At 42.5% G+C, this 14,934-nt stretch carries 11 protein-coding genes; 7 read left to right on the top strand and 4 right to left on the bottom strand.

What is annotated here, in order from left to right; genetic code table 11:
• Nucleotides 1-57: 57 nt before the first annotated feature.
• From DYC50_RS01625 to DYC50_RS01615, 3 genes are read right to left on the bottom strand one after another with little or no spacing between them, the layout of a single operon-like run.
• Nucleotides 58-1,362 (bottom strand): sodium ion-translocating decarboxylase subunit beta, encoded by a 1,305-nt coding sequence (locus DYC50_RS01625; protein WP_115248736.1) that lies wholly within the window; start codon nucleotides 1,360-1,362, stop codon nucleotides 58-60.
• A 13-nt stretch (nucleotides 1,363-1,375) separates the two neighbouring features.
• Nucleotides 1,376-3,208 carry a sodium-extruding oxaloacetate decarboxylase subunit alpha gene (gene oadA, locus DYC50_RS01620; protein ID WP_115248735.1) on the bottom strand — a complete coding sequence of 611 codons (1,833 nt, stop codon included), beginning with the start codon at nucleotides 3,206-3,208 and terminating at the stop codon, nucleotides 1,376-1,378.
• A gap of 24 nt (nucleotides 3,209-3,232) precedes the next feature.
• A complete protein-coding gene (locus DYC50_RS01615) occupies nucleotides 3,233-3,487 on the bottom strand; it encodes an oxaloacetate decarboxylase subunit gamma (RefSeq protein ID WP_103854285.1) in 255 nt (84 codons plus the stop codon).
• Nucleotides 3,488-3,675: 188 nt separating this feature from the next.
• Between DYC50_RS01615 and DYC50_RS01610 the strand changes: the two genes are divergently transcribed.
• The 7 genes from DYC50_RS01610 (at nucleotide 3,676) to DYC50_RS01580 (ending at nucleotide 13,303) form a co-directional block, all read left to right on the top strand.
• A complete protein-coding gene (locus DYC50_RS01610; RefSeq protein WP_115248734.1) occupies nucleotides 3,676-5,589 on the top strand; it encodes an ABC transporter ATP-binding protein in 1,914 nt (637 codons plus the stop codon).
• Nucleotides 5,590-5,890: 301 nt separating this feature from the next.
• Nucleotides 5,891-6,838 carry a magnesium/cobalt transporter CorA gene (corA, locus tag DYC50_RS01605; protein ID WP_103854360.1) on the top strand — a complete coding sequence of 316 codons (948 nt, stop codon included), beginning with the start codon at nucleotides 5,891-5,893 and terminating at the stop codon, nucleotides 6,836-6,838.
• Between the two features lie 17 nt (nucleotides 6,839-6,855).
• Nucleotides 6,856-7,419 carry a YggT family protein gene (locus DYC50_RS01600; RefSeq protein WP_115248733.1) on the top strand — a complete coding sequence of 188 codons (564 nt, stop codon included), beginning with the start codon at nucleotides 6,856-6,858 and terminating at the stop codon, nucleotides 7,417-7,419.
• On the top strand, nucleotides 7,419-7,706 hold the full coding sequence (yggU, locus tag DYC50_RS01595; RefSeq protein WP_115248732.1) for a DUF167 family protein YggU: 288 nt from the start codon (nucleotides 7,419-7,421) through the stop codon (nucleotides 7,704-7,706). Before DYC50_RS01600 ends, yggU begins: the two co-directional genes overlap by 1 nt.
• Nucleotides 7,707-7,837: 131 nt before the next feature.
• Nucleotides 7,838-9,379: an AbgT family transporter gene (locus DYC50_RS01590; RefSeq protein ID WP_115248731.1), complete on the top strand. Its 1,542-nt coding sequence runs from the start codon at nucleotides 7,838-7,840 to the stop codon at nucleotides 9,377-9,379.
• Nucleotides 9,380-9,397: 18 nt separating this feature from the next.
• Nucleotides 9,398-10,621, top strand: a complete 1,224-nt coding sequence (gene pepT, locus DYC50_RS01585) for a peptidase T (protein ID WP_115248730.1) — start codon at nucleotides 9,398-9,400, stop codon at nucleotides 10,619-10,621.
• Nucleotides 10,622-11,059: 438 nt separating this feature from the next.
• The gene (locus tag DYC50_RS01580; RefSeq protein ID WP_172459058.1) at nucleotides 11,060-13,303 is read left to right on the top strand and encodes an autotransporter outer membrane beta-barrel domain-containing protein; all 2,244 of its coding nucleotides are present in this window, start codon (nucleotides 11,060-11,062) and stop codon (nucleotides 13,301-13,303) included.
• Nucleotides 13,304-13,430: 127 nt separating this feature from the next.
• Here the strand turns inward: DYC50_RS01580 and DYC50_RS01575 are convergent, their stop codons facing one another.
• Nucleotides 13,431-14,885 carry an aminoacyl-histidine dipeptidase gene (locus tag DYC50_RS01575; RefSeq protein ID WP_115248728.1) on the bottom strand — a complete coding sequence of 485 codons (1,455 nt, stop codon included), beginning with the start codon at nucleotides 14,883-14,885 and terminating at the stop codon, nucleotides 13,431-13,433.
• Nucleotides 14,886-14,934 lie beyond the last annotated feature (49 nt).

Below are 14,934 nucleotides of genomic sequence, written 5' to 3'. Positions count from 1 at the left end.
AGCCACCTTACGGGTGGCTTTCTCGTATATTACATTGTTATTTATTGGCTACATTTATCACATCATTGCTGAAATATATTTCAACATTACCCCAGCTGCGATGGCAGATCCAATAACGCCTGCGACATTTGGCCCCATTGCGTGCATTAATAGGAAGTTTTGGTGATCGGCTTCTAAACCAATTTTATTGGCAACGCGTGCGGCCATTGGTACGGCAGAAACCCCCGCTGCGCCAATCAATGGATTAATTGGATTTTTGCTAAAGCGGTTCATTAATTTCGCCATTAATACGCCAGATGCGGTGCCGATAGCAAAGGCGATCATTCCTAATAATAAAATCCCGAGGGTTTGTGGTTGGAGGAATTTATCCGCCACCAATTTCGCACCAACGGAAAGCCCTAGGAAAATGGTAACGATGTTGATCAGCGCATTTTGTGCGGTGTCGTTTAAGCGTTCCACCACGCCACTGACGCGCATTAAATTACCAAAACAGAACATTCCCAATAATGGCGCAGCATCAGGTAAGAGCAATGCCACCAGCACCAATAGCACGATCGGGAAAAGAATTTTTTCGCGGTTGCTTACAGTACGCAGTTGCACCATTCGAATTTTGCGTTCTTGTTGTGAAGTGAGCGCTTTCATAATCGGCGGCTGAATTAATGGCACGAGTGCCATATAAGAATACGCCGCCACGGCAATCGCTCCCAACAGCTCAGGGGCGAGTTTGCTCGCAAGGTAAATGGCAGTTGGGCCGTCTGCTCCACCAATAATGCCGATTGCGGCAGCTTGTGGCAGGGTGAAGTCGATAATACCCAGCCAGTTTAAGCCTAACGCGCCCAATACCGTAGCAAAGATGCCAAACTGTGCCGCTGCGCCCAATAAGAGCGTGCGTGGGTTGGCGAGCAATGGGCCGAAATCGGTCATTGCCCCTACGCCCATAAAGATAATCAGCGGTGCAACGCCATAGCCAATAGCCACTTTGTAGAACAACGCCAACACGCCTGCGGAATAGCCCATATCCCCTGCCATTACTTCCAATTCATTTTGTACAGAGGGCAGCGCATTGTTAAGTGCGGTCTTAATTGACGCAGGATCAGCAATAGTACCGAGTTTGCTTGCTACAATGGCAAGTTGCTCGCTGGTGCCATTATGCAAAAGGTTATCCAATGCTGTCATTGCTAGGCCTGCTTCTGGGATATTAGAGAGCAATCCACCAAAGCCAATGGGGAGCAATAACAGGGGTTCAAATTTGCGTGCGATGGCAAGCCACAAGAGTAGCAGACTGACGGCAATCATCACCGCCTGTCCCCACTCTAGGTGCATAATGCCCATTCCACGCAGTAAAGACAAAATACTTTCCATTTTTACCCCGCACTTATGCAATCGTTAATAAGGTATCGCCCACGGCAACGGCATCACCAGCTTTCACGCTGATATTTTGCACCGTTCCCGCTTGCGAAGCACGGATTTCGGTTTCCATTTTCATTGCTTCGAGAATAAGCAAGACATCACCCTCTGCCACCTGTTGCCCCTCGGTTGCCACCACTTTCCAAATAGTGCCTGCCATTGGTGCATTCACTGGCGTACCATTTGTGGCTTGCGGCGCGGCAGGCTGTGGTGCGGTTTGTGCAGGTTGAGCTGGTTGAACTGATGGTGTTGCAGCTGGAGTGATTTGATTAATATCGCCGCCCTCACTTACTTTCACCACAAAGGCTTTACCCTCTAACTCCACCGTATAAACCGCTGCGCCACCGACAGATTGGTTTACAGGTGCGGTGGTTTTTTGCGAAGTTTTTTCTGGCGCTTGTTCCACCGTTGGTGCAGGTTCAAAGGCATCAGGGTTGCCACGATTTTCAAGGAATTTCAGCCCCACTTGTGGAAACAACGCCACAATAAGCACATCATCAATTTCATTGTCAGATAGTTTGATGCCTTTCTCTTTGGCTTGTTGTTTGATTTCGAGCGTGAGTTTCTCCATTTCTGGCTCAAGGTGATCCGCAGGGCGTGAGGTGATTGGTTCTGCACCCTCTAACACACGCGCTTGCAGTTCTGCGTTGACTGGCGCAGGCGTGCGGCCGTATTCGCCTTTTAAAATTCCTGCGGTTTCTTTGGCAATGGTTTTGTAGCGTTCACCCATTAATACATTGATCACCGCTTGCGTTCCAACAATTTGTGAAGTTGGCGTTACCAATGGAATATAGCCCAAATCTTCCCGCACTTTTGGAATTTCTTGTAGCACTAAATCCAGTTTGTCAGAGGCATTTTGCTGTTTGAGCTGGCTTTCCAAATTGGTGAGCATTCCGCCCGGCACTTGTGCCACTAAAATACGGCTATCTACGCCTTTTAATTGTCCTTCAAATTTATGGTATTTTTTCCGCACATTACGGAAATAAGCGGCAATTTTCTCTAATTTTTGAATATCTAAGCCTGTATCATAAGGTGTGCCTTTTAAGGTGGCGACTAAGGCTTCCGTAGCAGGGTGTCCGTATGTGCCACTCATTGAAGAAATGGCGGTATCTACGCCGTCCACGCCCGCTTCAATGGCTTTCAATAAGGCCATTTCTGCCATTCCCGTGGTGGCGTGGCAGTGGAGATGCAAGCGTACATCAAAGCGTTTTTTGATTTCGCTAACTAAGTGATAGGCTTCGTTTGGTGTGAGAATGCCCGACATATCTTTGATTACAAGGGAATCAATACCAATTTCTAACAGTTGTTCTGTGGTATCAAGCCAAGTTTGTAAAGTATGCACAGGGCTTGTGGTGTAACTTAATGTTCCTTGCGCGTGTCCGCCATTTTTACGCACCGCTTTCAGTGCTTGTTGCATATTGCGCGGATCGTTCATTGCGTCAAACACGCGGAACACGCTCATTCCATTATGCACGGCACGTTCTACAAAGCGATCTACCACATCATCAGCATAATGACGATAACCTAGCAAATTTTGTCCGCGTAATAACATTTGTAATGGGGTTTTTGGCATTGCTTTTTTGAGTTCACGCAAACGCACCCAAGGATCTTCCCCTAAAAAACGAATACAAGCGTCAAAGGTTGCGCCACCCCAAGCCTCAAGCGACCAATAGCCAATTTCATCAAGTTCAGCAGCGATAGGTAACATATCATCAAGGCGTAAACGGGTCGCAAAAAGGGATTGGTGCGCATCACGCAACACAACATCAGTTACGGCAATTTTTTTCTTTTCAACAGTCATTGTATTTTCTCCAAATTAATCAATTTAAAGCCCTTGATTACGGCGATGATGAGCAATCGCCGCCACAATAATTGGGCGTAATCTTTCTAAATCATCTGTTTGAGTGGATTGTGCTTTTATCGGGGAAGGCTGGGTGAGAACAGGCTCAGGAAAAAAGCGGTTTACCAGTTTCGACATTAATCCAATGGCAAAAATTAGGATTAACAAGAAAACCAGAACGAACCCCATTCCTGAAAGCATCAGGTTTATGCCTTCTTGCATAAGTTCAGCGTTTGTCATTTTTATACCTCAAAGATGTAAAACTGCATTTTGTATCATATCCTGTTTAGGTTATAAAAAAATTGAACTAGATCACATTGTTGAAAATGGTTTTTGAAAAATTTCCAATAAAAATTTGGAATGATTGGCAATTTTTATAAAAACGTGGAAAATAACCCCTTTGCTGATCAGAGATAAACCGAAATTTAATGATTTTATTTACCAATCTTTCGTTAAAACGTGGGCAAACGACCTTGCTAGAAAATGCCAACGCCACCATTAATCCTAAGCAAAAAGTGGGCTTGGTGGGCAAAAATGGCTGTGGCAAATCTTCGCTACTCGCCTTATTAAAAAAAGAAATCAGTGCAGAGGGCGGCGAAGTGAGCTACCCCACAAACTGGCAATTGGCTTGGGTGAACCAAGAAACGCCAGCTCTTGCTATTTCTGCCTTGGATTATGTGATTTTAGGCGATCGCCAATATGTGGCATTACAGCAACAGTTAGAGCAAGCTAATCAAAATAATGATGGCAATGCCATTGCGCGCATTCACGAACAATTAGATACCATTGATGCGTGGACAATCCAAGCTCGCGCGGCGGCCTTGTTAAACGGATTGGGCTTTAGCCAAGAAGAACTTAGCCAGCCGGTGAGTGCATTTTCTGGCGGTTGGCGTATGCGTCTTAATTTGGCACAAGCCTTGCTATGTCCTTCCGATTTACTGCTACTTGATGAACCCACTAACCACTTGGATTTAGATGCAGTGATCTGGCTTGAACGTTGGTTGCAACAATATCAAGGCACGCTGGTGCTGATTTCACACGATCGCGATTTTCTTGATCCTGTGGTGGACAAAATTCTGCACATTGAAAATCAAAAAATAAATGAATACACCGGTGATTATTCTTCTTTTGAAAAACAACGAGCAGAAAAATTAGCTCAACAAACGGCGTTATACCGTCAGCAACAGCAAAAAATCTCACATTTACAAAAATATATTGACCGCTTTAAAGCCAAAGCGAGCAAGGCAAAACAAGCACAAAGTCGCGTTAAGGCGTTGGCGAAAATGGAACTCATCGCCCCGGCTTATGTGGATAATCCGTTTACTTTTGAGTTTCGTGAGCCGCTGGCGTTGCCTAACCCATTGCTTTCAATGGAAAAAGTCAGTGCAGGTTATGAAAATAACGGACAAATCACAGAAATTCTGAAACAAATCAAATTAAATCTTGTTCCCGGCTCGCGCATTGGTTTGCTGGGTAAAAATGGCGCAGGAAAATCCACGCTGATTAAATTATTAGCGGGAGAAATCACCGCACTTTCTGGCAATATTCAGCTCGCAAAAGGCGTGCAGCTTGGTTATTTTGCCCAACATCAGCTGGATACCTTGCGCGCGGAAGAAAGCGCCCTTTGGCATATGCAGCAGCTCGCCCCACAACAAACGGAGCAACAATTACGCACTTATCTCGGCAGTTTCGCCTTTCACGGCGATAAAGTGAATGAGCCTGTTGCCACCTTTTCAGGCGGCGAAAAGGCACGTTTGGTGTTGGCATTAATCGTTTGGCAGCGACCGAATTTATTGTTATTAGATGAGCCGACCAACCATTTAGATTTAGATATGCGCCAAGCCCTAACCGAAGCCTTGGTGGATTATCAAGGCTCATTAGTGATTGTTTCCCACGACCGCCATTTATTACGCAACACTGTTGATGAATTTTATTTGGTTCACGATGGACAAGTGGAAGAGTTTAAAGGCGATCTAGACGATTATCAAAAATGGCTCAACGAACAAAATAGCCAAAGCCAACCCTCAGGCAAAACAGAAAGCAATAAAGAAAGCAGCAGCCAAAATCGTAAAGAGCAAAAACGAAAAGAAGCAGAACTTCGCCAACAGCTCGCGCCATTGCGAAAATCTCTCGCCCAATGGGAAAGCAAAATGGAAACCCTATCACAAAAGCTGGCAGACATTGAGCAACAGCTCGCCAACGGTGATCTGTACCAAGCAGAAATGAAAGAAAATCTCACCGCACTTTTAAAAGACCAAGCAGAATACAAAAAACAGCTAGACGAAGTCGAAATGGGATGGTTTGCAGTGCAGGAAGAGATTGAGAGAGTGATTGCTGAATAAGACGAAAGCTTCTTTTTGCTATATAAATTCTTGACGAACACCCCATTGAAGCGTAACATTCCGCACGATTTAGCAACAAGAGGACACACACTTTGGACAGTCATAGTCGATACCCAATTCATCGTTGATCTAAATCTCGTCCTCCACTTATCGGCGAGATTTCGCAGGTAAGTTTCATTACCTCAATTATTAGGTATCTTTAATTAAATAATCGAAAATTTTGCACCGCACTTTTGTGCTGATTATTTAGTTTTCTTTTGTTCATCGGGTTTGTTCATAATCCCTCAAGGAGTATGACAAAATGATTAATGCTTTTGCACTGGAAAATGCGCGTTTAATTCGGCTAGATGAAGGTGATGAAAATCTCAACGCCGCCATTTGGATTGATTTGCTTGAGCCGTCAAGCGAAGAACGTGAAATGTTGCAACAGGGCTTAGGGCAAAGTTTGGCATCTTTCTTAGAATTGGAAGATATTGAAGCGTCTGCGCGTTTCTTTGAAGACGAAGACGGCTTGCATTTGCACTCTTTTTTCTATTGTGAAGATGAAAATGATTATGCCGACATTGCCAGCGTGGCGTTTACCTTGCGTGATGGGCGTTTGTTCACCCTTCGTGATCGCGAATTGCCAGCGTTTCGCCTTTATCGAATGCGTTCGCGCAGCCAACGATTGGTGGAATGTAACGCCTATGAAGTGCTGTTAGATTTATTTGAAACCAAAATCGAGCAGCTCGCCGATGTAATCGAAAATGCTTACGCAGATTTGGAAAAATTAAGCCACGTTATTTTGGAGGGCAAGCAGGGCGAAGCCTTTGATAAAGCGCTTGCTACACTCACAGAGCAAGAAGATGCCAGTTCCAAAGTGCGTTTATGTTTGATGGATACGCAACGCGCATTGAGCTTTTTGGTGCGCAAAACGCGTCTGCCTGCCAATCAGTTAGAGCAAGCGCGCGATATTTTACGCGATATTGAATCCCTGCAACCGCATAATGAATCCTTATTCCAAAAAGTGAATTTCTTAATGCAAGCGGCAATGGGTTATATCAATATTGAGCAGAATAAAATTATGAAATTTTTCTCTGTAGTGTCGGTGATGTTCCTGCCTGCAACCTTGGTGGCGTCCACCTACGGAATGAACTTTGAATTTATGCCAGAATTGCATTTAAAATATGGCTATCCTATGGCGATTGGTTTAATGATCGTTGCGGCGCTTACGCCTTATATTTATTTTAAACGCAAAGGCTGGTTGTAATTTTTAAGGAGAAAATAATGGGCTTAAATTCCCTTCAGTTTTTAGTTTATACCCTAATTAATGTTTTTAGTTTCGTGCTAATTTTGCGTGCGTGGTTTCAATATAGCCGCGTGGATTTTTATAATCCTTTTTCGCAAACCTTAGTGAAATTCACTCAACCTGTGCTTGCGCCATTGCAAAAGTTTTTACCTACGGTGAAAGGCTTAAATACCGCAGCATTGGCGTTGTGTGTGGCATTAGGCGTGGCAAAATATCCGTTGTTAGATTTATTAGGATCAGCGCAAGTGGTGGCAAATCCCTTGCTTTATCTTTACATCGGGTTATTGCATACCTTGCGCACTATGGGTGAAGCGGTGATTTATGTGTTGTTTTTCCAAGCCATTTTAAGCTGGTTTAACCGTGGGCAAAACCCGTTGCAATATACCCTTTATCAGCTCACGCAACCTTTGCTGAACCCGATTCGCCGTATTTTACCGAACACGGGAATGATTGATTTCTCCCCGATGTTATTGGCATTTTTATTATTTTACGCCAACCGTGTAATGTACGACATTGCGCCTATCTTATGGCAATTTGCCTAATGAATGCGATCGAACAATGCACGCAAGGACTTCGGTTGCGCATTTTTCTGCAACCGAAAGCCAGTAAAGATCAAATTGTTGGCTTGCACGACAACGAGCTAAAAATCACCATCACCGCCCCACCTATTGATGGCCAAGCCAACGCCCATTTGCTTAAATTCTTAAGCAAAACCTTTAAAGTGCCAAAAAGCAGTATTCTCATCGAAAAAGGCGAACTCAACCGCCATAAACAAATTTTTATCCCTATGCCGAAAGTGATTCCTAATATTGTTGCGCAGTTGTTATAAAAAAATAAGGCAAAAGTGCGGTAAAAAATTTTGATTTTTTTCGTATAAAAATGAATGGATTTCCCCTAGATTTACTTAAATGAGCATCATATAATCAAGCCATTATTCGTATTTTTAGTAAGGAGAAAACAATGGCTGAAGCGGCGATGCCAAGACGAAATTGGCTACAAAAAATTGAATATATCGGCAATAAATTACCCGACATTACAATGTTGTTTATTTATGCACTAATTGTGTGTTGGTTACTTTCTTGGGGACTTTCTTATTTCCATTTTGATTATATCCACCCCATTCAAAAAACACCGATTCAAATCACTAATCTTTTCCAATCTTCTGAAATTGCAACCTTTTTCTCATCACTCACCAAAAATTTTGTGAATTTTCCACCCTTGGGTATTACTATTGTTGCGACTTTTGGCATTGGGATTGCTGAGGCGAGTGGTTTTATTAATGTAGGTTTGAGCCGTGCGTTAAGTATTATTCCAAAGAAAATAGTTACACCAGCCGTAATTATCATTTCTGTATTCGCTCATCTTGCAGCAGATTCTGCTTATGTGATTTTAATGCCTATTTCTGCATTGATTTTCTATTCCGTGGGCAAGCACCCCTTATCGGGAATTGCGGCGTCATTTGCGGGCTTAGCAGGGGGCTTTTCCGCCAGTTTTACGCCCTCGATTATTGATCCTATTATGCAGAGTTTCACACAAAGTGCCGCGCGTATTTTAGATCCGAGCTATGATGTGAATGTGCTGTGTAATTATTTTGTTAGTCTAGGTAGCACATTCTTTGTGATATTAACCTGCTGGTATATTACAGATAAAATTATCGATCCGCATTTAAAACGCACAATGCCTATTGATAAGGATTTAGATAGCAAAGACACCACGATTAACCCACCAACTGCACAAGACTTAAAAGCCTTTCGCTGGGCATCGTTGGTGCTGTTGTTAATGGTGGTGGGATTGTTTTTATTGGCGTATCCTGAAAACTCGTTATTGAGAGCGTCAGATGGTTCATTGACTAGTCCAAAATCGCCGATTATGCAAATGATTGTGCCATTATTGCTGATTTTCTTTGCAGTGCCTTCTTTGGTTCACGGCATTATTGCAGGCACATTTAAAGATACTCGCACAGTCACCAAAGCAATGGAGAAAATCACTTATACCCTTGTGCCATTTATTGTGTTTTCCTTTTTCTGTGCACAATTTTTGTATTCTTTTAACCGTTCAGGAATCGGCACATTGATTGCCTTATCAGGTGCTGAATTTTTGAAAACCTTGCAAATGCCTGCGGGTATCACCGTGTTTGGCGTGTTAGTATTAACCTTATTGCTAAATATTATTATCACGTCCGCCACATCAAAATGGGCAATTTTGTCGCCAATTCTCGTGCCAATGCTAATGTCAGTGAATATTTCACCCGAATTAACCCAAGCGGCATTTAGAATTAGTGATTCAGTAATGAATGTTTCAACGCCAATGTTTGCGTTTTATCCATTATTGATTTCTTATTGTCAGCGTTATTGTAAAAATACTGGCGTGGGAACGCTTTGTTCGATGATGATTCCATATACCATCGGCTTATTTATTGTGCTAACCCTTGTGTTATATGTATTCTGGGGCTTAGGCATTCCGCTTGGTTTTGATAGCGGCTACACATATCCTAAAGCATAGTGAAAAGAGGGAGGCATTATGCAACAACAATTAATTGATCGTTTTTTTCGTTATCTTGCGATTAGCAGTCAAAGTGATGCAAGTAATCCTTCTGTGCCGAGTAGCCAAGGACAATGGGAAATGGCAAAGCTATTGGCGAAAGAATTGCAAGAATTAGGCGTGCAAGAGGTTGAAATTGACCAACACGCCAACGTAACAGGCGTTTTGAAAGGCACTAAAACGAATGCCACTGCCATCGGTTTTTGTGCTCATATGGATACCGTAGATGTTGCGTTATCTCCTCATATCACACCGCAAATTCAAACCTTTAACGGACAGGATTTGCAACTTAATGCGGAGAAAAATATTTGGCTGACAGTTGCTGAACACCCTGAAATTTTGCCTTACCAAGGGCAAGAGATCATTTTTAGTGATGGCACGAGTGTGTTAGGTGCAGATAACAAAGCGGCAATTGCCAATATTATGACCGCACTTTCAATGATTAAGCAGAATAATATTGCTACAGGGGATATTTATATCGCTTTTGTGCCTGATGAAGAAATTGGCTTACGTGGTGCGAAGTTATTGGATCTTAACAAATTTAAGCCACAGTTCGCCTACACCATTGATTGTTGCGAGCTAGGCGAAGTGGTGTATGAAAACTTTAACGCCGCTTCTGCCAGCATAACTATTCAAGGCGTCAGTGCACACCCAATGTCGGCAAAAAATGTGCTGATTAATCCTATTTTAGTCGCACAAGATTTCATCGCCTTGTTTGATCGCAGCCAAACGCCAGAATGTACAGAAAACAAAGAAGGCTACTGGTGGTTTAATCATTTTGAAGCAAACCAAAGCCAAGCCGAGCTTAGCATTGCTATCCGAGATTTTGATAAAGCCCAATTTGAGCAACGCAAAGCTTTCATCGAACAAGCGGTACAGCAAATGCAACAGCGCTACCCAAGAGCGGTAATAAATTGCACAATTTCTGATATTTATGGCAATATCGCCAATAGTTTAGGTGAAGATCGCCGATCCATTGATTTATTATTTAATGCAATGGCGCAGATCAACGTAGCGCCAAAAGTGATCCCAATGCGCGGCGGCACAGACGGAGCAGCCCTGTCCGTAAAAGGCATCACCACCCCAAATTATTTCACCGGCGCACATAACTTTCATTCCCGTTTTGAGTTTCTGCCCGTTAATTCCTTCGTGAAATCTTGTGAGCTGACCTTAAAACTGGTGGAACTAGTAGCTCAGGAATAACTAGTCTTAAAGTGCGGTTGTTTTTTGAAAATTTTTTATTTTGAATAAGGAGAAAAAATGCAGAAGTTATCAACAAATTTATCTTTAGCTGCAATATTAGTTGCCTGCTATTCGCAAGCGAATGCAATTGATTTGACTTGTTCTAATGAATATGGGTGTAATTTTATGACATCTATATCAACGTTTAATCCCAATATATATCAAATTAATGAGCCTTCATTTTCAAGAGGAAATACTCGTCTTTTATCAGAAGGGGAATTTTCTGCTAATGATGATAAAGCTTTCAACATTACCGTTTTAAAAGGAAATTATAAAAATAGAGAAGCCACTTCTAGTGAAATTGACCAAAATGGCAAAAGACTCGGTTCCTCATTATTTGCTGTCATAACAAGTCCAGCAAAGAACCGCATTACTCTGAATGAAGGTGTATCCGCTACGTTGGACCACCACCCTAACGACGGTGCGGCTATTCTTAGCCTTATGTTAGGCGATACGGGCGTAGTGAAACCAAACGTAACATTGACGGTAGGTTCAAGCGTAGAACAAATCAATGGAGAAAATGAATATGGGGGGAGCGCAATTCATCTATATCAAGGAGATTTAATTGCCCAAGGAGGAAAAATTATTTTAAATGGTAATGGTACGGAAGGAATTGATTCTTATCATTCCAATATACAATTAGAGAGTTTGTCTATTTTAATGAATGCAGAGAACGCGAGTGCTATATCAAACTTTGGGGGAATAAATTTTAACGGAAATCATCTATCCATAACAGGCAATCAAGATGGGCAAGCTGTCTTTGATTTTGCAAAAGAAATTAAAGACCAAATGACGTTAGATTTAACAAATAGCCAAATTTCTTTGAATAATAAAAGCTATGTATTTAAATTAGAAGGCCCAACAAGGGGAGATGAAACCAAAGAATTAGTTTCTAAAATCACCCTTGACAATAATACTATTTCAGCAGGTTCTTTCTTTAATTATATTACTGAGAATGCAAAAAAAGATGCCATTGCTTTTCAAATTAATGGCGGCGAAATTAAAGCAGATCGATTAATTGATATTAATGATCAGCATATAATCGATCTGATTAGAGAAGAACCTGATGCGCCTGACATCAGCAACAATCTATCCCTAAAAATCCAAGCCGATCAAGGCGCGAAATTGCAAGGCGTGAGCTATATCAATCCTAACTACGAACACGGCACGGTGGACTTAACCTTAAATGGCAATAGCCAGTGGAAATTTAAAGGCGATAGCACCTTAGATAATCTCAACGTAAATAATTCAACCATTGAGTTTGAGCCAGATTCCGCATTCCACACCTTAACAATTAACCAAGATTTATCGGGTAACGGTGAATTTATTCTAAATTCCGATCTTGCTTCTGAAAAAGCCGATCAGATTATTGTCAAAGGTAGCGTAACAGGTGAGCATCGTTTACTGGTGCGAAATTCTCGCAATGAACCGAAAAAAGAAAATGGCAAAGTCATTTTAGTGAAAACCAATTCAGGCGATGGAACATTCAGCTTAAAAGATAAGCCTTATGTCGATGCAGGGATTTATCGCTATGAATTAGCGAAAGATAATAATAACTGGGTATTGGCACATAAAGGAAAATCAGCCGATACTGAAGAACCGCAACCGCAACCGCAACCGCAACCGCAACCGCAACCGCAACCGCAACCGCAACCGCAACCGCAACCGCAACCGCAACCGCAACCGCAACCGCAACCGCAACCGCAACCGCAACCGCAACCGCAACCGCAACCGCAACCGCAACCGCAACCGCAACCGCAACCGCAAGGCGATGATGAGGGAGCGAGAACATTTAGTCAATATGCCAATAATGTGATTTCAATCCAACAGGCGGTGCGCGCTTATTTATATACACAAGGGGAAACAGTAAGCGAACGCGTTGGTTTCTTGCATAATACAGAACGCTTAACCGGGTTCTGGGTGCAAAATACCAATAATTGGAGCGAAGTGGATTCGTACCAAACACTCTTAGCCAACACATCTGGCTTTAAACAGCGTAATCATTTGCTGAATGTTGGCTATGATACGCATTTTGTCAATCAAGATACCTATTACTATGCAGGGCTTTATACGGGGCTTGGTCAAGGCAAAATTGATTTCGACAAAGATTACGGCAGCGCAAAAATCAAAGGTAACCATATCGGTATTTATGGCGGAATGCAGTGGCAAAACGGCTTATTCCTTGATGCCGATTACAGCTACAACCGCTTACGCTTAAGTGGTGATGAAGTTGATAAACAAAGCTTCAATGCGCATAGCTTACGCCTTGGTACAGGCATTAAATTGCCAATGTCTGCTAATTGGAGTGTTGTGCCACAAGCGAGCATATCGGCAACCAAATTTAATGGTAACACAACTTACCGCAGCAAATTGGGCGCTCAATTTATGGGAAATATTGCGTTTTCATCGCTTAGCCTAAAACCTTATGCCGGAATTTATTGGCTAAATGATTTTGGCTCAAGCGATATTGTTATCAACCAATATAAAGCCGATATTCAATCATTCGGTAACCGCACTCAGTTTGAATTAGGTACAGCACTGAAAACCACATTGGGTTCTTTCGATGTGTCTGTGAAAAATCAAATGGGAAGCCGTTATAGAGAGAATGTCCAGCTAAATCTTGGTTATAGCTATCAATGGTAATGAGTTAAAATCTATATCTTAATCCTAGACATTAAAAAACCACCTTCGGGTGGTTTTTATTTTTGGAATATATAAAAAGTGCGGTAAAAAATCTCGAAATTTTCCACCGCACTTATGTTTTAATGTATTACTTCACTTCAGCCAAAATTCTGGTGAGTAATTGCCAGTAGGTTTGCACGGCGGGGATATGCACTTTTTCATCAGGGGAATGGGCGTTAATAATAGTTGGGCCGATAGAAACGACATCTAAATTAGGGTAGATTTTTTTCAGCAAGCCACATTCTAACCCTGCGTGAATCACTTTTATTTCAGGTTGATGGCCTAAAATATCCGCGTAAATTTGGCTGGTTAGGGCTAGGATTTTGCTGTCTGGGTGAGGTTCCCAACCTGGGTAATTGCCAGCAAAATTGACGCTTGCACCACAAAGTGCGGTCAAAGATTTCAGCATTTCTTGCACATAATATTTGCCGCTTTCAATCAGCGAACGAATTAAAATTGTGGCGTTCACTTGGTTGTCTGAGGTTTTTAGCACGCCTAAACTGAGTGAGGTTTCCACTACATTTTCTACCGCATCACTGTAACGAATTACGCCGTTTGGTAAGGCATTAAATAGGTTAATGACGTTATTTTGTGAATGGTTATCAAAAATATGTGCTGGTTTTTCAACAGGTTGTAAGAACAAACTCAGATTGGGTTCGGCAATGGCTAATTCGGTTTTTAATAAAACTTCAAAATTTTCCACCGCACTTTGTAATGGGGCGAGATCGCCATCAAAGCATAGGGTTACAAAGGCTTCACGCGGAATGGCATTGCGTACTGAGCCGCCCTTAATTTGGCTAATGGCGAAATCAATTTGTGGGTGATCTTGTTTGAGATGGGCAAGAAAACGAACCAGCGCTTTCACGGCATTGACGCGTCCTGTGTGAATATCCACGCCAGAATGCCCGCCACGCAAGCCTTTTAATACTAGCTCGTAACTATGCGCATAAGGGTTGGCAATTTTTTGCACAGGAACACTGAGATCAGCATTCACGCCACCCGCACAGCCAATATAAATTTCGCCGTTTTCTTCGGTATCCGTGTTGATCATAATTTGGCTTTTCAGCCAGTTTGGACGCAAACCAATTGCCCCTTCCATTCCTTGCTCTTCGGTCATTGTGAGCAAGACTTCTAACTCTGGGTGAGCAAGGTTTTCCTCTTCTAATGCGGCAAGGGCAGAAGCAAGGCCAATCCCGTTATCCGCCCCTAGGGTTGTGCCTTTGGCGGTGACCCATTCGCCCTCGATATAAGGTTGAATAGGGTCTTTTTGGAAATCGTGTTGGGTGTCTTCGTTGGCTTGTGGCACCATATCAAGATGAGCTTGCAGCACCACGGTAGGGCGATTTTCCATACCAGCGCTTGCAGGCTTGCGAATTAAAATATTGCCGACTTCATCGCGCTCGACAAAAAATTGTTTTTCTTTTGCCCAGTTTACGATGAAGTTAGCCAGTGCTTCTTCGTGATAAGAAGGGTGAGGAATGGCGCAGATTTGATCGAACCATTTCCACAACAAGGTAGGTTGGAGTTGTTGGATTTCAGACATAGTTTTTTCCTCAAATGAAAAAAATTCATCAAAATAATAGCATAAAAAT

Source organism: Avibacterium avium, assembly GCF_900454535.1.
Classification (GTDB): domain Bacteria; phylum Pseudomonadota; class Gammaproteobacteria; order Enterobacterales; family Pasteurellaceae; genus Avibacterium; species Avibacterium avium.
This window is presented reverse-complemented; position numbering and strand designations above follow the sequence as displayed.